The 18549-nt window shown below is 54.7% G+C and carries 20 protein-coding genes and 1 tRNA gene; 15 read left to right on the plus strand and 6 right to left on the minus strand.

The window, feature by feature from the left end:
* Positions 1-63 precede the first annotated feature (63 nt).
* The 9 genes from ffh (at position 64) to EI185_RS15530 (ending at position 6509) form a co-directional block, all read left to right on the plus strand.
* Positions 64-1407 (plus strand): signal recognition particle protein, encoded by a 1344-nt coding sequence (ffh, locus tag EI185_RS15490; protein WP_124706059.1) that lies wholly within the window; start codon positions 64-66, stop codon positions 1405-1407.
* 83 nt (positions 1408-1490) lie between these two features.
* Entirely contained in the window at positions 1491-1745 is a 255-nt protein-coding gene (rpsP, locus tag EI185_RS15495; protein WP_124706060.1) for a 30S ribosomal protein S16, read from the plus strand.
* On the plus strand, positions 1720-2235 hold the full coding sequence (gene rimM / locus EI185_RS15500; protein WP_306308289.1) for a ribosome maturation factor RimM: 516 nt from the start codon (positions 1720-1722) through the stop codon (positions 2233-2235). Before rpsP ends, rimM begins: the two co-directional genes overlap by 26 nt.
* Positions 2235-3011: a tRNA (guanosine(37)-N1)-methyltransferase TrmD gene (gene trmD / locus EI185_RS15505; protein WP_223247886.1), complete on the plus strand. Its 777-nt coding sequence runs from the start codon at positions 2235-2237 to the stop codon at positions 3009-3011. The genes rimM and trmD overlap by 1 nt, the downstream gene beginning before the upstream one ends.
* A gap of 78 nt (positions 3012-3089) precedes the next feature.
* Positions 3090-3473: a 50S ribosomal protein L19 gene (gene rplS / locus EI185_RS15510; protein WP_124706061.1), complete on the plus strand. Its 384-nt coding sequence runs from the start codon at positions 3090-3092 to the stop codon at positions 3471-3473.
* A gap of 88 nt (positions 3474-3561) precedes the next feature.
* Positions 3562-4059, plus strand: a complete 498-nt coding sequence (locus tag EI185_RS15515; protein ID WP_124706062.1) for a methylated-DNA--[protein]-cysteine S-methyltransferase — start codon at positions 3562-3564, stop codon at positions 4057-4059.
* On the plus strand, positions 4031-4930 hold the full coding sequence (xerD, locus tag EI185_RS15520; protein ID WP_124706063.1) for a site-specific tyrosine recombinase XerD: 900 nt from the start codon (positions 4031-4033) through the stop codon (positions 4928-4930). Before EI185_RS15515 ends, xerD begins: the two co-directional genes overlap by 29 nt.
* Positions 4931-5078: 148 nt before the next feature.
* On the plus strand, positions 5079-5696 hold the full coding sequence (gene plsY / locus EI185_RS15525; protein ID WP_124706064.1) for a glycerol-3-phosphate 1-O-acyltransferase PlsY: 618 nt from the start codon (positions 5079-5081) through the stop codon (positions 5694-5696).
* A 12-nt stretch (positions 5697-5708) separates the two neighbouring features.
* Positions 5709-6509, plus strand: a complete 801-nt coding sequence (locus EI185_RS15530) for a hypothetical protein (protein WP_124706065.1) — start codon at positions 5709-5711, stop codon at positions 6507-6509.
* Between the two features lie 14 nt (positions 6510-6523).
* On the opposite strand, the gene tsaD is transcribed toward EI185_RS15530, so the two are convergent.
* Positions 6524-7537, minus strand: coding sequence for a tRNA (adenosine(37)-N6)-threonylcarbamoyltransferase complex transferase subunit TsaD (tsaD, locus tag EI185_RS15535; RefSeq protein ID WP_124706066.1), 1014 nt, complete (start codon positions 7535-7537; stop codon positions 6524-6526).
* A 105-nt stretch (positions 7538-7642) separates the two neighbouring features.
* Here tsaD and rpsU point away from each other — a divergent pair, with 105 nt between their 5' ends.
* The 6 genes from rpsU (at position 7643) to slmA (ending at position 13008) form a co-directional block, all read left to right on the plus strand.
* The gene (gene rpsU / locus EI185_RS15540; protein WP_124706067.1) at positions 7643-7855 is read left to right on the plus strand and encodes a 30S ribosomal protein S21; all 213 of its coding nucleotides are present in this window, start codon (positions 7643-7645) and stop codon (positions 7853-7855) included.
* Between the two features lie 34 nt (positions 7856-7889).
* Positions 7890-8336 (plus strand): GatB/YqeY domain-containing protein, encoded by a 447-nt coding sequence (locus EI185_RS15545; RefSeq protein WP_124706068.1) that lies wholly within the window; start codon positions 7890-7892, stop codon positions 8334-8336.
* A 50-nt stretch (positions 8337-8386) separates the two neighbouring features.
* On the plus strand, positions 8387-10120 hold the full coding sequence (dnaG, locus tag EI185_RS15550; RefSeq protein ID WP_124706069.1) for a DNA primase: 1734 nt from the start codon (positions 8387-8389) through the stop codon (positions 10118-10120).
* 70 nt (positions 10121-10190) lie between these two features.
* Complete coding sequence (rpoD, locus tag EI185_RS15555; protein ID WP_124706070.1) at positions 10191-12083, plus strand: RNA polymerase sigma factor RpoD; 1893 nt, start codon at positions 10191-10193, stop codon at positions 12081-12083.
* Positions 12084-12163: 80 nt separating this feature from the next.
* Positions 12164-12240 (plus strand) — tRNA-Ile (locus tag EI185_RS15560).
* 186 nt (positions 12241-12426) lie between these two features.
* The gene (slmA, locus tag EI185_RS15565; protein ID WP_124706071.1) at positions 12427-13008 is read left to right on the plus strand and encodes a nucleoid occlusion factor SlmA; all 582 of its coding nucleotides are present in this window, start codon (positions 12427-12429) and stop codon (positions 13006-13008) included.
* Positions 13009-13010: 2 nt separating this feature from the next.
* On the opposite strand, the gene EI185_RS15570 is transcribed toward slmA, so the two are convergent.
* From EI185_RS15570 to gpmI, 5 genes are all read right to left on the minus strand, one after another.
* A complete protein-coding gene (locus EI185_RS15570; protein WP_124706072.1) occupies positions 13011-13766 on the minus strand; it encodes a HesA/MoeB/ThiF family protein in 756 nt (251 codons plus the stop codon).
* A 20-nt stretch (positions 13767-13786) separates the two neighbouring features.
* Entirely contained in the window at positions 13787-14182 is a 396-nt protein-coding gene (locus EI185_RS15575; RefSeq protein ID WP_124706130.1) for a hypothetical protein, read from the minus strand.
* 91 nt (positions 14183-14273) lie between these two features.
* A complete protein-coding gene (locus tag EI185_RS15580) occupies positions 14274-15686 on the minus strand; it encodes a S41 family peptidase (RefSeq protein WP_124706131.1) in 1413 nt (470 codons plus the stop codon).
* Positions 15687-15697: 11 nt separating this feature from the next.
* Positions 15698-16918, minus strand: coding sequence for a murein hydrolase activator EnvC family protein (locus tag EI185_RS15585; protein ID WP_124706073.1), 1221 nt, complete (start codon positions 16916-16918; stop codon positions 15698-15700).
* A 23-nt stretch (positions 16919-16941) separates the two neighbouring features.
* Complete coding sequence (gene gpmI / locus EI185_RS15590) at positions 16942-18483, minus strand: 2,3-bisphosphoglycerate-independent phosphoglycerate mutase (protein WP_124706074.1); 1542 nt, start codon at positions 18481-18483, stop codon at positions 16942-16944.
* Between the last annotated feature and the right edge of the window lie 66 nt (positions 18484-18549).

Here is an 18549-nt window from a genome sequence, read left to right on the forward strand (position 1 = left end):
GAAAAAAACAGCATTAGTCTACACTAACAGCGCCGCTTTTTGACCGCCACCGGAACACACCCCATGCTTGATAATCTGACCTCCCGCCTATCTTCTGTCATTAAAAACCTGCGTGGCCAGGCGCGACTCACCGAAACCAACATCCAGGATGCGCTGCGCGAAGTGCGCATGGCTCTGCTGGAAGCCGACGTCGCGCTACCGGTAGTCAAGGATTTTATCGCCCGAGTCAGGGAAAAAGCTGTGGGGGTGGAAGTACTGCAAAGCCTGACCCCCGGCCAGGCTCTGATTGGTGTGGTGCACGATGAGCTGACCCGCCTCATGGGCGAACATAATGCAGCACTTAACCTGGCCACCACACCACCAGCCGTCATCCTGATGGCGGGACTGCAAGGCTCAGGCAAAACAACCAGCAGCGGTAAATTGGCCAAGCTGCTCAAAGAACAGATGAAAAAGAAAGTTCTGCTGGTGAGTTGCGACGTTTATCGCCCCGCCGCCATCGAACAACTTAAAACCCTGGCCGGCCAGCTTGATGTAGATTACTTTCCTTCCAGCGAAACACAAAAACCGGTCGACATTGCCTTAGCCGCGCACGATTACGCCAAAAAACATTTTCATGATGTGCTCATCGTCGACACCGCCGGACGACTTGGCATCGACCAGGCCATGATGGACGAAATCCGCGCGCTGCATGACGCCGTGAAGCCCATCGAAACCCTGTTCGTGGTGGATGCCATGCAAGGTCAGGACGCCGTCAACACCGCGCGCGCCTTCAACGACACCTTGCCGCTCACCGGTATCATCCTTACCAAGCTGGACGGCGATTCACGCGGCGGCGCAGCGTTGTCGGTGCGCCACATTACCGGCAAGCCGATCAAATTTGTAGGCGTCGGCGAAAAGCTCACCGGGCTGGAAGCCTTCCACCCGGAGCGCATGGCTTCGCGCGTGCTGGGCATGGGCGACGTGCTATCGCTAATCGAGGAAGCCCAGCGTGGCGTCGATCATGCCGAAGCTAAAAAACTCGCCGACAAAGTCAAATCCGGAAAAAATTTCGACCTCGAAGACTTCAAGGCACAAATCACCCAGATGCGCAAAATGGGCGGCCTCTCGGCGATGATGGACAAACTCCCTGGCGCAGCAGCCGCGGCACTTCCGGCTGGCGCCGACGAAAAAGCCATGAACCGCGTCGAGGGCATCATCAATTCCATGACCCCGACCGAGCGCCGCAAGCCTGAATTGCTCAAAGCCTCGCGCAAACGCCGCATCGCAGCCGGTGCAGGGGTGCAGGTACAGGAGATCAATCGCCTGCTCAAGCAGTTCGAACAGGCGCAGAAAATGATGAAAATGATGTCCAAAGGTGGCCTCGCAAAAATGATGCGCGGTATGAAAGGCATGATGCCCGGAATGTAATGCAATTAGACACAACTTGTCAGCGCGGCAATTTTCCTCGTATAATCACGCTCTTTTTAATTTCAATTGGTTAGGCACTCACGATGGTTATTATTCGTCTTGCCCGCGGCGGCGCCAAAAACCGCCCCTTTTATAACGTAGTCGTGGCCGATTCGCGCAATCGCCGCGATGGACGGTTTATCGAACGCGTCGGTTTCTACAATCCGGTTGCCAAAGAAGGCACAGAAGGACTGCGCCTGAGCCTGGATCGCGTGACTCACTGGCAATCTCTGGGCGCCCAAGTGTCCGACGCCGTTGCCAAGCTGGTCAAACGTGAAAGCGCCAAAGTCGCTGGATAATCTGGTGGTAATGGGGCGCATCGCTGCGCCCTACGGCATCAAGGGCTGGGTCAAGATCCAGACCTTCAGCGAGTCGGTAGACACGCTCGCAGATTATCCCGAATGGCAGATTGGCCGTGCCGGCAACTGGCGCGCGGTTCGTATCTTAAACGCGCGCCTGCACACCAACACGCTGGTTGCCGAACTGGAAGGCATTGTTGACCGCGATGCTGCATTGGCGCTAAAAGGCAGCGAAATCGCCGTTCCCCGCGAAACGCTGCCACCCGCGCCGGAAAATGAATACTACTGGTCGGATTTGATTGGCCTGGATGTCATTAACACCAAGGGCGTCGCGTTCGGCAAGGTCAAGGAATTGCTGGAGTCTGGCGCGCACGACGTGCTGGTGGTCAGCGGTGACCGCGAACGATTGATACCGTTTGTTGGCCAGATTGTGAAAAAGGTCGACCTCGCAGCCGAGACGCTGGAAGTGGATTGGGAAGCCGACTACTGATGGCACTGCAGATTGACGTGGTGACGCTATTCCCGCCGATGTTTACAGCGCTTAGCGAGTACGGCATCAGCAGCCGTGCTTTTGCGCGCAGTCAGGCCAGTTTGCATCTGTGGAATCCGCGTGATTTCACCGAAAACAATTACCGCACTGTGGATGACCGCCCTTATGGTGGTGGCCCAGGTATGGTTATGCTGGCAGAACCGCTTGAAGCGGCACTCGATGCCGCCGAAGCGCGCCAGCGTGAAGCCGGCGTGACAACGCCCCAAGTGATGTATTTGTCACCGCAGGGACGCACGCTGAATCATGCATTGGTAATGGAATTGGCAGCACGTCCCGGCCTGATTTTACTGGCCGGACGTTATGAGGGCATAGACCAGCGATTACTGGATAGCCGGGTGCACGAATCGGTTTCCATCGGCGATTATGTGCTGTCGGGCGGTGAACTGGCGGCAATGGTAGTGATCGATAGCGTGGTACGGCAACTTCCCGGCGTGCTGGGAGATGCGGAATCTGCGGTTCAGGATTCGTTTGTCAACGGCCTGCTGGATTGCCCGCACTATACCCGCCCCGAAGTATATCGGGGCACGCCGGTACCGGCAGTATTGATGGGCGGAAATCATGCTCATATCGCGCGCTGGCGCCTGAAACAGGCACTGGGCGCAACGTGGCGGTTACGCCCGGATTTGCTCGAACAACGGGGCATGAGCCCCACCGAAATTTCCTTGCTTGAAGAATTCAAGCAGGAAGCGCAAGCGGCTGGCAACAGTACGCAATAAGAAACCCGTGTGTCAGGCGGCGGCCTGCTCCACCCGGATGAGCCCAAGGCTCAAACTTTTTTGACTAGGAGAAACGCAATGAACCTGATCCAGCAACTGGAACAAGAAGAAATCGCCCGTCTGGGCAAAACCATCCCTGATTTCGCACCCGGCGACACCGTCGTAGTGCAGGTCAAAGTGAAGGAAGGCACGCGCGAGCGTCTGCAGGCTTATGAGGGCATTGTTATTGCCAAACGCAATCGCGGCCTCAACTCCTCTTTCATCGTGCGCAAAATTTCCGCTGGTGAAGGTGTTGAGCGTACTTTCCAGACCTACTCACCACTCGTCGCCGCGATCGAAGTCAAGCGCCGCGGCGATGTACGCCGCGCCAAGCTTTACTACCTGCGTGAGCGCTCAGGAAAATCCGCGCGTATCAAGGAAAAGCTGCCGACCAGCAAGCGCAAGGCGCAAGCCACAGTTTAATTGGCGTTGCGTTGCTGTAAAAAAATGGCAAGTCATTACGACTTGCCATTTTTTGTTTGTGTAAGCGATTTGGCGCTAAAATCCGGCCATGAAGGACAACACAATCCAATCCAGTTATCAGGCCGTACTGCCAACCCCTTTCGGGTGTGTCGGTCTACTGCTGACCAATGACGAACTTCACGGCATCGATTTTTTACCCGCGAATTACCCTGTACAAACGCCTGTTACACCCTTGGGACATCGTGTCGCCGCAGCTTTGAATCGTTATTTTGATGACCCGGAAAGCAGCTTTGACTTGCCGCTTGCAATCTTCGGCACGGCACATCAAACCAAAGTATGGCGTGCATTGACTACAATACCGCCTGGTCACACCACCACTTACGGGCAACTCGCGCGTTTGCTGGGTTCAAGTCCGCGCGCCGTGGGTCAAGCTTGCGGTGCCAATCGGCTCCCCATTATTATCCCCTGTCACCGCGTGGTGGCGGCGAACGGGCCCGGCGGTTTCATGCACGCCACAAATGGCGCATCGCTCACATACAAGGACTGGCTCCTCAATCATGAATCCCGTATCACAGCAGGCGCTTGATGGTTTTTGCGACTTGCTGTGGCTGGAGGATGGGCTTTCTGCCAACACTTTGCAAAGCTATCGGCGCGACCTGACCCAGTTCTCGGCCTGGCTGGAAACAATACGCAGCACATTGTTGCTGGACGTAAACCAGGCGGATATCGAAGCCTATCTGCAATACCGTTTTTCGCGTAAAACCAGCCCGCGCAGTACGGCACGCCTGCTCTCCGCGCTAAAACGTTTTTATCGGCTGGCACTCCGTGATGGTCGCATCGCGCTGGACCCGACGCTGAAGATTGACACTCCCAAGCTGCCGCGTTCGCTGCCCAAGAGCTTGTCGGAAACCGATGTGGACAGGCTTTTAAACACACCCGATACCACAGATCCGCTTGGGCTGCGCGACAAGGCCATGCTGGAAACCCTTTACGCCAGCGGCCTGCGCGTCTCCGAACTGGTGACGCTGAAAGTAGTCAATGTGAGCCTGGACATGGGTGTGCTAAGTGTCATGGGCAAAGGAGGCAAGGAGCGCATGGTACCGCTGGGTGAAGAAGCGCTGCTCTGGCTTTCACGTTATCTGTCGGACGCACGCCAGTTGATATTGGGAACGACGATCAGCGATGCGCTGTTTGTCACCCAGCGCGGTGCTGCCATGACGCGCCAGGCGTTCTGGTATCTGATCAAGCGCCGCGCGCTACAGGCCGGGCTGGCGCGCCTGCCCTCGCCCCACGTTTTGCGTCACGCCTTCGCCACTCATCTGCTTAACCATGGTGCGGACTTGCGCGTGGTACAAATGCTGCTCGGTCATGCGGATATTTCGACCACACAAATTTATACCCACGTCGCACGCGAGCGCCTGAAACAGTTGCATGCCAAACATCATCCACGCGGTTAAATTTAGTGGCCTTGAACAATACCTGCAGGGCACTTTGCGTTCATGCTCGTAAATACCGATAATGACTTCCACTCTGTAAACTCCGAGAACAGAATGTCCTTGCGTAGATGTCAAAGCGCGAAAATTGCATATTTAAGCGGAATCCCTGATGTTCATTTCATTTCTCATCGTACTGGCCTACCTGATCGGCTCGCTATCCTTCGCGGTAATCGTCAGCCGCTTATTCGGCCTGCCTGATCCGCGCAAACACGGCTCCGGCAATCCAGGCGCAACCAACATGCTGCGCACCGGACGCAAATCAGCAGCGGCATTAACCCTCATCGGAGACATGTCCAAAGGCTGGCTGGCAGTGTATCTCGCGCGTTATTTTGGCGCCCAACACGGCGTGGAAATTACTGCAACCTACGGCGCTGCGGTAGCCGTATTTCTCGGACACTTATATCCGATATTTTTTGGTTTCAAGGGTGGCAAGGGCGTGGCTACTGCGCTGGGTATCCTGTTCGCGATTTCGCCTTGGCTGGGTTTGGCGGCGCTGGCGAGTTGGCTTATCGTGTTTGCCCTCACCCGCATCTCGTCACTCGCCGCACTCACTGCGGCCACGCTGGCACCCATACTCGTGTCGTACCTAATCGGTGGTACCCTGCCTGTGGCCGCGTTGTGCATCATCAGTGCGCTGATTTTTTGGCGCCACCGCACCAATATCCACCGCCTGCTGGCAGGCGAGGAAGGACGCGTCGTCAAACCTGTAGACACCTCTTCCGAATAAATCGAGACAGCCATGGCCTGGTTTGAAAAAGAAATCAACTACGCGCGCGAGAGCCTCACCCAAGTCTCGAAAGAGAGTATCGAGTTGGCGGGCGACAAACTGGGCAGCGTGGTCAAGGAAGGCGCCGCCAGCGTCGGTGCGGAATTACGCGACGTGGTCGTGGGCGCCAGCCAGGAAATCGACGCCAAGCTCGACAAGATTTCCGCCGAATTGCACAACCAGCGCCAGTTCACCAAGGACGATGTGCGCGAGCTGGTGGATTATGCTGCTGACCGCCTGGGTACCGTGCTGGATGAACGCATGGCTGTAGCCAAACGCGAAATTTCTATGCTGGTGCAAGACAAAGTGGAATATTTCAAGCTGGAAGTGGACAGCTTTTTCATCCAGCGCCAGCAGGATTTGTCACGCGAGCGGCGCCGACTGTTTTTTAATGTGCTGATTGCGGTCAGCGCGTCCATCCTGGTGGGTTTTGTGTCGTGGCTATACCAGCACTTTGTGGCGGGCAGCATTGATTTGTTTGGCGTGTTCCGCATTGTGTTTGCCTCGCTCACCGGCGGCTATGCAGTGTATCTGGTGGTGCGACTGACATTGCGCTGGCGACGCATGTCGGAGCACCGCAAGGATGTGATGTTCCTCGCCATGCGTTATTGGGGCGTGTTACGCCCGCAAAGCGTGTTCTCCACTTTTTTATTGATCTGCGTGCTGGCACTGCTGTTCGGCCTGGTGTTGTTCCCTGAAGTGCTGGCGCAACTACCGGGCGGCAAGCTGTTGCTCGGCTGGGTGCGCGGCATGGCACCGCACCTCAAGCTATGACACTGCCCGGATGATTATGTAAGTGCCGGGATTTCCTGCAAGTCCCAGCGTGGCCGCACCGTAAACGCTCCTGCAGCACGTCCGCCATGTACCAGACGCATCGCGCCGGCAAAGGCAATCATCGCGCCATTATCGGTACAAAACTCCAGGCGCGGGAAAAACACCGTACCACCCAATTTGCTGGCACCTGCGTTCAATGCTTCGCGCAACTGCCGGTTTGCACCCACGCCACCAGCTACCACCAGCCGCCTGGATCGGGTTTGTTTGAGCGCTGCCAGCGATTTGGCCGTCAGCACATCAGCCATGGCAAGTTGAAACGCAGCAGCAATGTCGGCACGGTCAGCGGGATCGGGATGTTTTTGTGTGAGTGTGAGCACAGCAGTTTTCAGGCCGCTGAAACTGAAATTGAGGTCACCCGAATGCAGCATCGGTCGCGGCAGCTTGAAACGCTGCGGGTCGCCCGTCTGCGCCAGCGCCGATAGCGCCGCTCCGCCCGGATAGCCCAAACCGAGCAGTTGTGCGGTTTTGTCGAATGCCTCGCCCGCGGCGTCATCCAGAGTATCGCCCAGCGTGGTGTAACGCCCCACGCTGTCGACTTGCATCAATTGTGTATGACCGCCCGATACCAGGAGTGCCACAAACGGAAATTGCGGCGGCGTGTCGGCAATCAGTGCGGAGAGCAAATGTCCCTCGAGATGATGCACACCCAGCACCGGAACCCCCAGTGCCACGCCCAACGCATTGGCGATGCCGGCACCCACCAGCAGTGCACCAGCCAGACCGGGCCCTTCGGTATAAGCAATCGCGTCAATATTGGCCAATTCACACCCTGCCTGTGCCAGAACCTGTCGGATCAGCGGTAGCGCACGCCGGATATGATCGCGCGAGGCGAGTTCGGGCACCACACCGCCGTATTCGGCGTGCATGGCAATCTGGGAATGTAATGCGTGAGCAAGCAAGCCTCGTTCGGTATCGTAGAGGGCGATACCGGTTTCGTCGCAAGAAGATTCGATTCCGAGAATAAGCATGGGCAACAGTTTAGCCGCCCGATACGGGCAGGACAATGCATACCTTGAAAAAAACGCTTTTTCAGTTATAATTGAGGTTTTTTCCGCCCCTGGAGACAAGATTTCATGCCGAACATTCGCGTCAAAGAAAACGAGCCTTTTGAAGTTGCCATGCGCCGTTTCAAGCGCACCGTTGAAAAAACCGGTCTGTTGACCGAACTGCGCGCACGCGAGTTCTACGAAAAGCCCACTGCCGAGCGCAAGCGCAAGCTGGCCGCCGCGGTCAAACGTCACTTCAAACGCATCCGTAGCCAAACCCTGCCACCCAAGATGTATTAATCATTACAGCCGGGCGTTCCAGCCCGTTATGGTTATGAGTCTCAAAGCAAGAATCACCGAAGACATGAAAACCGCCATGCGCGCCAAGGATGCGGCACGTCTGGGGGCGGTTCGGTTACTGCTCGCCGCGATCAAACAACGCGAGGTGGATGAGCGTATCGAACTGGATGATACGCAAATCATTGCCGTGATCGACAAGATGCTCAAACAGCGTCGGGATTCAATTACCCAATTTGAAGCTGCCGGTCGCCAAGAACTGGCCGACATTGAAAAATTCGAGATGGGCGTATTGCAAGCCTACATGCCTCAAGCTGCCTCCGCGGGAGAAATTGATAGCCTGATCATCCAGGCCATTACAAGCACCGGCGCTGCCGGCATCAAGGACATGGGCAAAGTGATGGCAATTCTAAAAACACAGCTCGCCGGGCGCGCCGACATGGCGCAAGTTTCTACCCACATCAAAGCCAAACTGGCAGGCTGATTGCCCGCTGCGTAGCGGCGTTATAACGTCACTACCCTCGTGAGAACAGAATGATCCCGCAGGATTTTATCCAGACGCTATTGAGCCGCGTGGATATCGTGGAGGTGATCGATCGCCGTGTACCGCTGAAAAAAGCCGGTGCGAATTATCAGGCGTGCTGTCCGTTTCATAACGAAAAATCCCCTTCGTTTACCGTCTCACCCACTAAACAGTTTTACCATTGCTTTGGGTGTGGGGCACACGGCACTGCCATTGGCTTTTTGATGGAATACGCCGGGCTGGGTTATGTGGAGGCGATCAAGGAACTGGCTGGTCAGTTGGGCTTAAACGTACCCGAGGGTCCTGCCGCCAATCCGGAACGCGCCAAACAAGCTGCCAGCCTGGTCGAAATCATGCAGCGCGCCGCACAGTTTTATCGCCAGCAACTCAAACAAACACCGCTCGCAATTGATTACCTCAAGAAACGTGGCCTGACAGGCGAAATCGCCGCGCGTTTCGGTCTGGGTTACGCCCCCACTGGCTGGCAAAATCTCGAAGTAATGTTCGACCATTATGCCGATCCCGCCCTGGTGGAAGCCGGGCTGGTCATTATTAATGACGCAGGTCAGCGCTATGACCGGTTTCGCGACCGCATCATGTTCCCGATTGTCGGACAACGCGGGGATGTCATCGGCTTTGGCGGCCGCGTGCTCGACGCGGGTGAACCCAAGTACCTGAATTCACCGGAAACCCCACTATTCCAGAAAGGGAACGAGCTATATGGCCTGTTTCAGGCGCGCCGCGCAATCCGGGATGCGGGGCGCGTAATTGTGGTGGAAGGCTATATGGATGTGGTGGCACTGGCGCAGCATGGGGTTGAGTACGCTGTCGCGACGCTGGGAACCGCCACCACCGCGACGCAGGTGCAAAAACTGCTGCGCCATACGGATGAAATTGTATTCTGTTTTGATGGTGACGCCGCCGGGCGGCGTGCCGCCTGGCGCGCAATGGAAAACAGTCTGGCCATACTGAACGATGGCAGCCATATCGGATTTTTGTTCCTCGCACCAGAACATGATCCGGACAGCTATATTCGAGCATTTGGTAAAGATGCCTTTGAAACGCTACTGACCGGCGAGGTCGTGCCTCTCTCCGTCTACCTGTTCAAGGAACTGGCAACACATCATGATTTGGGTAACAGTGAAGGACGGAGTGCCTTTTTGCAGGCCGCACGCCCCCTGTTAAGTCAGGTACGTGCACCCGCACTTGCACTCATGTTGCGCAAACGGTGTGCCGAATTGGCAAGTTTGCAATTGTTCGAACTCGACAATTTGTGGGAAATCAAATCAAAACGCTCCAACCCGGCGCGAGCATCCGCTTACGCGCCACGCCAAGCACCTGCCTCAATTTGGCACAAATTGCTATGCGCGATTCTGTTTATGCCTAGCCTGGCACGGGAACTTGACGTGAGTTTGATTGCCCCAACAGACCCGGATGCCGAAGCGCTACGTGCCGTAGTTGAATTGCTGCGTAACCATCCCAATTTAGGTACTGCAAGCGTGGTAGACCATTTTCGAGATCACGCTTTGGCGCCTATCATGCAACACGCCAGTTCAGAAATACTGAGTTGGACGGATGATCTGGACGTCAGCGCCGATTTTGTGGGTGCCTGTAATCAGGCGCGTATGCAAATCGACAAGCAGCATGGTGCGCGTGTAACTGACAAACCGATTAACGCGCTGACCGAAACCGAAAAAGCAGCGTTGAGACAACTGGTTATTGGCACGCAACCGGTGAAAAAATGAGCGACCGGGCTCGAACAAATGTATAATTATCAGTTTTTCTGAAGCACCAAATTTTACTGGACCAAGACATATGGCAAACGATCACGAAAAAGGTGAGGTGAAAACGGTAGATGTCGATGACCGGCGCACACGCCTGAAGAATCTGATTGTGCTCGGCAAAGAGCGTGGCTACCTGACCTACGCCGAGATCAACGACCATTTGCCTGATGACATGCTGGATGCCGAACAGATCGAAGGCGTCATCAGCATGATCAATGACATGGGCATCCAGGTCTATGATGAAGCACCTGATGCCGAAACCCTGCTGATGTCTGATGCCACACCGGCAGTCACCGATGAAGACGTCGTGGCTGAGGCTGAGGCTGCCCTTTCTACCGTGGATTCGGAATTCGGCCGCACCACAGACCCGGTGCGCATGTATATGCGCGAAATGGGCTCGGTGGAACTGCTCACGCGCGAAGGCGAAATCGAAATTGCCAAACGCATCGAAGACGGCTTGAAACACATGATTCAGGCCATCTCCGCCTGCCCTACCACCATACAGGCAATCATGGCGCTGGTGGACAAGGTGGAGCGTGAGGAAATTCGCATTGACGATTTCGTCGATGGCGTTGTCGTAGAAGAACTCGAAGTGATCGCTAACGTGCCCGAGGCTGACGAGAGCGAAACCGATGAAGAAGAGGAAGTCGACGAAGATGCCGAGGAAGACGATGGTAGCGCACTGGCCGCTGCCAATCTCGCCCAACTCAAGATCGACGCCATGGAGCACTTTGAAGTCATTCGCAAGGTATTCAAGCGGATTCAGGCTTCTTTGAAGAAAAATGGTTTTGGCAACCCGCAGTATCTGCAACTGCAGGAAGAACTCTCCGCAGAATTAATGAATATTCGCTTTTCTGCCAAGCAAGTTGAGGCTTTATGCGACGGCGTGCGCCAACTGGTGGAAGAAGTCCGCAGCCACGAGCGCGACATCATGGAATTTGCCGTGAACAAATCGGGGATGCCTCGCGCGCACTTCATCAAGGTATTTCCCGGCAATGAAAGCAATCTGGACTGGGTTACCAAGGAAATTAACTCGAAAAAAGCTTACGCAGAAGAGTTGACGCGCCATCAACATACGATCGTTGAACGCCAGCAACGCCTGATTGCGTTGCAGGAAAAAGTGGGTATCCCGATCAAGGACCTGAAGGAAATCAATCGTCAGATGTCCACCGGCGAAGCACGTGCACGCCGCGCCAAACGTGAAATGATCGAGGCCAACCTGCGCCTGGTAATTTCCATTGCCAAAAAATATACCAATCGCGGTCTGCAATTCCTCGACCTGATTCAGGAAGGCAACATCGGCCTGATGAAGGCCGTGGACAAATTCGAATACCGGCGCGGCTACAAATTCTCCACCTACGCCACCTGGTGGATCCGTCAGGCTATCACCCGCTCCATTGCGGATCAGGCGCGCACCATTCGTATTCCGGTGCACATGATCGAGACCATCAACAAGATGAATCGCATCTCGCGTCAGATTCTTCAGGAGACCGGCAAGGAACCCGACCCGGAATTGCTGGCCGAGAAAATGGAAATGACCGAGGAAAAGATTCGCAAGATACTCAAAATCTCCAAAGAGCCCATTTCCATGGAAACCCCTATCGGTGACGACGAGGATTCCCATCTGGGCGATTTCATCGAAGACACCGCCACGCTGGCTCCCATAGACGCCGCTGTCTACGACAGCCTGCAGGAAGTGACCAAGGATATTCTTGACGGCCTGACGCAACGCGAAGCAAAAGTATTGCGGATGCGCTTCGGTATCGAGATGAATACCGACCACACCTTGGAAGAAGTCGGCAAACAGTTTGACGTGACCCGTGAGCGCATTCGTCAGATCGAGGCTAAAGCGTTACGCAAATTGCGTCACCCTTCACGCTCTGATCGTCTTAAGAGCTTCATCGACAGCAACGGCAATTCTTGATTCTCCGAGTGCCCTTGGCGCTACGCCACAGAGTGGCGTAGCGCAGCACTGCTGGCAGTGGTATAGTTCGCCTCGTTTTCGGGTCTGTAGCTCAGTTGGTTAGAGCAGGGGACTCATAATCCCTTGGTCCACGGTTCAAGTCCGTGCAGACCCACCATTATTCCAATAAATAGCAATCAAACATGCCCATCGCAAAACTTAAACTCATGAAAGCGACAGTACGCGAATAACATTTATGTGCCTACGGTCTGTTTTTCTCCAGAAAGCATGCAAATTTTCCAAGCAGTACCAAGTTACAGAGAAGCTTACGGGGCAAAGCGGCTAACTATAAAAGGGGGATGGCGTGGCAGCACCCGGAGAGCGAAAATTCCAGATTCTGCAAACTTTGGCTGCCATGCTAGAGACGCCCGGTGGTGAAAAAATCACTACCGCCGCACTAGCTGCCCGGCTGGATGTATCCGAGGCAGCACTGTACCGACACTTTGCCAGCAAGGCACAAATGTTCGAAGGGTTGATTGAATTCATCGAACAGTCGGTGTTTGGGTTAATCAATAAAATCACCAGCAGCCAGCAAAACGGGCTCAGCCAGGCCGAGGCCATCGTTTCCCTGCTACTCGGGTTCGCGCAAAAAAATCCTGGCATGACGCGTGTACTCATTGGCGACGCGCTGATCAACGAAAATGATCGATTGCAGGCGCGCATCAATCAATTGCATGACCGTCTTGAGGCCACTCTGCGTCAATGCCTGCGTATCGCTGTAGGGAATGGGGAGATCCGCACTGATCTGGATACGATGGCAGCGGGCAATTTACTGCTTTGTTATGTCATTGGCCGCTGGCACCAATTCGCAAAAAGCGGATTCAAGCGTCTCCCGTCAGAATCCTTTACCCAGCAATGGCTATTATTAAGCGCCGGCCTGAAATAAACCTAACATCGGATCCCGCCGCATACAACGCAGCCGGTATCTTTTTGCAATCGGATACTACGCCACTGCATATTGAGGGCGTCCAGCAGCAACAGCCTGCCATTGAGCGACTCACCCGCACTGCATATTAATTTGAGCGCCTCCGCAGCCTGAACCGTACCAATTATTCCTACCAACGGTGAAAATACGCCATTTTCTGCGCAGCGCATTTCGTCGCTACTGCCGGTATCCGGATAAAGACAATGATAGCAAGGGCTATTCGTGTGGCGCAGATCAAATACCGTGACCTGACCATCGAATCCTATCGCGGCTCCAGAAACCAAGGGTTTTCGGTATTCCACGCAAGCGCGATTCACGGCATGGCGTGTAGCAAAGTTATCGCTGGCATCTATCACCACGTCAGCTGCAGCGACCTGGGCTGCCAATACAACGCCTGACAGGCGCTGCGTTAACGCTTGTACGGTTATGTCGGGGTTGATCGCGCGCATTGCAGAGGCAGCGGATTCGGCCTTGTTACGGCCGATTGCATCACTATGATGGGCAATCTGGCGCTGTAGATTGCTGAGGTCGACATTATCGTCATCGCATACGGTGATATGCCCTACTCCACTTGCCGCCAGGTACAGCAATACCGGCGAACCCAGCCCGCCTGCGCCAACGACTAATACACGTGCATTAAGGATGCTTTGTTGGCCAGAAACGTCTATTTCGCGCAACAGGATGTGGCGGCTGTAACGCAGCAGTTGGTCATCATTCATGCGTAGTGCCGGGAGTCAGGTTACTTGTAACTGCGCCACTCTTCCGGAGTGTCATCCTGGTCACCGTGAGGGTGGTGCTGAAAAGCCGCTACGAAGGGCTTGGCGAACTTTTGTTGTGGCGGCGGCACGCTCAGATTGTCGCGCTGGTTGCGTTCGCAAAAATAGATCAGTGCACGGCGCAGTTTCTGCAGCAGTGAATTATCGAGATGAAATCCTTGCTCTAGCAGCGCCGACTCCAGTTTTTCCAAGGTGTAGTCGCATATATCGTAATGCACCAGGATACTGCAAGGATGATGGCCCGCTTCAACAGACAGGCTCTGCATGCCATCCAGCAAAGCCAGTGCAGCCTCGACCTGGTGCTGAGGTATGGCGCTGAATACGACTTCGCGGGTTTTATTCTGGTCGCTGGGGTTCATTTCAAGCACTGGAAAACGCCGACTGCCCGGCACGCGTAATCAGAATACGCGCAACCGGGCAGCCCTAGCAAGTCAACCGTTCAGCAGCTGACTATTTTTCCCGCGTCTGGATAATGTTCAAGCCCTTTAACAGGCTTAAAGCCTGATTAAACTGGAAATCGTTTTTGGAAACAATTTCACCGGGCTCCAGTTTTTCCGGTTTAACTGGATTGGCGGGTTTTTCCGGCGCAATGATGATTGCCGGCGGAGCCGCAGGCTTATTCGTGGTGCTCAGGGGGTTATTCAGATGCCGGTCCAGATCAACCTCGCGTATATTCAGATTCGGGTCACTCTCTGCACCGGTAACTTTTCCTTCTTCCACCACGATATCCGGGGTGATACCTTTGTTCTGGATAGAACGGCCAGCAGGCGTGAAGTAACGCGCAGTAGTAAGTTTGATGCCCGTACCATTACCCAACGGCAGGACCGTCTGGACCGAGCCCTTGCCGAAACTCTGCGTGCCCATGATGATGGCGCGTTTGTCATCCTGCAAAGCACCCGACACAATCTCCGAGGCCGAGGCTGAACCGCCATTGACCAACACCACCATAGGGACGGTTTTGGTCCAGGCCGGCAAGCCCTTCAGGTAGTCGGCCTGATTACCACGCAAGTAGTATTCCGGGCTGGCATTGAGTTTCATCTTGGAATCCGGCGTACGCCCATCGGTATATACCACCAGTGAATTCGGCTTGACGAAAGCCGCTGCCACACCGACGGCGCTATTTAGCAATCCACCCGGGTCATTACGCAAATCCAGTACCAGACCTTTCAAAGGCGCACCCTTGTTGTCTTTTTGCAAGGTTTCCAGTGCCTGCGCCAAATCCTCTCCGGTACGCTCCTGGAACTGGGTAATGCGGATATAACCGTAGCCCGGCTCAGCCAGCTTGTATTTTACGCTTTTCACTTTAATGACGGCGCGTATCAGGGTGACGGCAAACGGCTTGGCCACGCCTTTGCGCAGTATGGTCAGCACAATCGGCGTGCCAGGCTTGCCACGCATGCGCTTGACCGCATCATTGATGGTCATGCCCTTCACGGGTACATCGTCCAACTTGATGATCAGATCACCCGGTTTCAAGCCAGCCTTAAAGGCTGGGGTATCATCGATCGGCGAAACGACTTTGACAAAGCCGTCTTCCATACCGACTTCTATGCCCAAACCACCGAATTCGCCCTGGGTCCCAACCTGCAAATCCTTGAATTCATCGGCATTCATATACGCCGAGTGTGGGTCCAGCCCGGACAGCATGCCATTGATGGCGGAATTGATGAGGGTTTTGTCATCCACCGGCTCGACATAATCGCTTTTGATCTTGCCATATACTTCGGCAAAGGTACGCAATTCATCCAGCGGCAACGCTTGCGTGGCTTCACGATCCGCCACGGCGGAATAATTGAGGGTGAGTGCCGCACCCAGCAGGACTCCCGCACTGACCAGACCGATTTTTTGCAATTTGCTGCGCATTGCCAGTTCCCTCATTTACCCGCCATCCAGCTCATCGGGTCAAATGCCCGGCTCTGATAGCGTAATTCAAAATATAACCCCGCATCGGGATCGCCTCCACTATTGCCTACGGCAGCAATGGTTTCACCTGCACTCACCGCGTCGCCCACCTGCTTATACAATGTTTCATTATTACTGTACAGACTCATATAACCGCTGCCGTGGTCAACGATGATCAGATTGCCAAATCCGCGCATCCAATCAGCAAACACCACCCGGCCCGCAGCCACCACATGCACAGGTTGGCCGGTGTTGGCCTTGAAGAACAAACCTTTCCACAACGATCCGCCCCGTTCACGTGGAGTACCAAAACGGTGAACAAGTTCCCCATGAACCGGTAACTCGAGACGCCCTTTCAGGCGGCCGAAAGGAGTTCCAGTTATCGCCGCTTCCGGCAACGGGGTTTCCGGCCTGGATCGAGGCGCCTCCGGCTCGCCTTTTCGCGTCGGCTTATGATACTTTTTGCGTGCTGCCGCTGCTTTTTCCTGTGCCGCTTTCCTTGCGGCTCTTTGTGCGGCTGCTTTGGCGAGCGCCTCGATCACTTGAGTCAAATGCTTTTCATTTCGCTCCAGCGTTGCGATTTCCTTGCGCTGGCTTTGTATCTGCACACCCAGTTTATCAATTACCCGACGCTTTTCCTCTCGCTGGGTTTCAAGCTGCTGACGTTGAGCTAGCCGCTGCTGGCGAATATTGTCTATTTGCGACTGTTTTTGTTGCTGTGCCTGGGCAAGATTATCGAGGCGCGTCAGTCCAGCCTGCAAGTTCGCAATCAGGATTGAGCGCGCCTGTGCAAGATAAGCGTAGTAGCGCAGGTCACGCGTCAGCTGGTTGGGATCCTGACCGTTCATCAGCAGTTTGGCTGGATCGTCCCGACCATTCATATACTGCTGATTGAGCAGCTGCGCCAACTGTTGTTGTTGATGGGTAACAGACAGTTTTGTGGCATCGCTCTCCGCACGAAGCTGTGCCAGACTCTGCGCCACACCCTCTTGTTCCCGATCAAGTTGATAGACTTTTCGATTAGTGTCGCTAATGGCCCGTTCCGATTGCCGCAACGCATCAGCCGCCTGACTACGATTATCCTGCGCATTTTTGTTGTCGCGGCGCAAGGCTTCGAGATGTTGGCGCAGATTGTCCAGCTCTTCCCTGGACGCTGCGACAGCATTACTTAAGCTGCACAGCAAAACCAGCAACAGGAGCAGTCTTGGGGCTTGTTTCACTCGAACTCGATCAGCGATCTTCCGGACATTTCGGATGGCTGGGGCAAGCCCATCAATTTAAGCAGCGTAGGGCTCACATCTTCCAGCGCACCATTTTCCGCCAGATGAACACGACGCTTGCCTACATAAAGCAGCGGCACCAAATTGGTGGTGTGGGCAGTGTGCGCCTGTGCGGTTTGTTCATCCAGCATCATCTCTGCATTACCATGGTCGGCAGTAATAATGATCTCTCCGCCTGCTTGCAACATTGCCGGTATGACGCGTCCGAGGCATTCATCCAGCACTTCAATCGCACGCACTGCTGCAAGCAGGTTTCCCGTATGGCCGACCATATCTGCATTGGCATAATTGCAAATGATGGCGTTGAACTTGCGCGCTTCAATTGCATCCACCAATTTATCGGTGAGCTCGTAGGCACTCATTTCCGGCTTCATGTCGTAGGTGGCAACATCCGGCGAAGGAATCAGGATGCGCTCCTCGCCTTCGTAGACGGTTTCTTCGCCACCATTGAAAAAGAACGTCACATGCGGATATTTTTCCGTCTCGGCAATGCGCAGCTGTTTCAAACCGATTTTTGAAATGTATTCGCCAAATCCATTGCGGATGCGCTCCGGTGGAAATGCCACCGATACGTTGAATTCGTCACTGTAGCCGGTCAACGTACAAAATGCTCCGAGCCTGGGCTGGTGCTCGCGTTCAAATTCATTGAAATCAGGTTCGATAAAAGTGCGCGAAATCTGCCGGGCACGATCCGAACGGAAATTCATGAACACCACGGCATCGCCATCTTCGATGCGCACTGGCTGATCGCCCGGAGGCACGATGGCCGTAGCCTTGATGAATTCGTCGCTCTCGCCTCGTGCGTAGGCTTGCGCCAAGCCTGACAGGGCATCGGGGGCTGTGTATTCGGCACGCCCCTGCGTGATCAAGTCATAGGCAGCCTTGACGCGTTGCCAGCGCCGGTCACGATCCATCGCAAAATAACGCCCGATCATTGAGGCCACGCGCCCAACTTGTAATTGCTCGATTTTGGCCTGCAAGCGTTGCAGATTGACTTCCGCGCTCTTTGGAGGCGTGTCGCGACCATCCAGAAATACATGCAAATAAACTTTTTTCAGGCCTTCGCGTGCGGCCATTTCCAGCATGGCGTGGATATGCAACTCATGGCTATGCACCCCTCCGTCGGAGAGCAACCCCAGAATATGCAAGGCCTTAACGTTGTTTTTGGCAGTGGCTATTGCTGCCAGCAAGGCCGGGTTGGTATAAAACGAGCCGCTGCTGATGGACAGATCGATACGCGTGAATTCCTGATACACCACTCGTCCCGCTCCGATATTGAGGTGACCCACCTCGGAGTTGCCCATTTGCCCGGAAGGCAATCCAACCGCAGATTCAGATGCCTGGATGAGAGTATGGGGATAAGTTTGCCAGAGTTGGTCCCAATTGGGTTTGCTGGCCTGCGCGATGGCATTGTCGGTACGGCAGTGACGGCAGCCAAAGCCGTCCAGGATAATCAGTAGAACGGGTTTTACCTTCATGTTTATATTTGCTTTCGGTGCGCAACCACTATCGCAACCTTTTCTATATATTTGTACTATTTTTTT

It is taken from the genome of Sulfuriferula multivorans (genome assembly GCF_003851125.1).
Lineage (GTDB): Bacteria > Pseudomonadota > Gammaproteobacteria > Burkholderiales > Sulfuriferulaceae > Sulfuriferula > Sulfuriferula multivorans.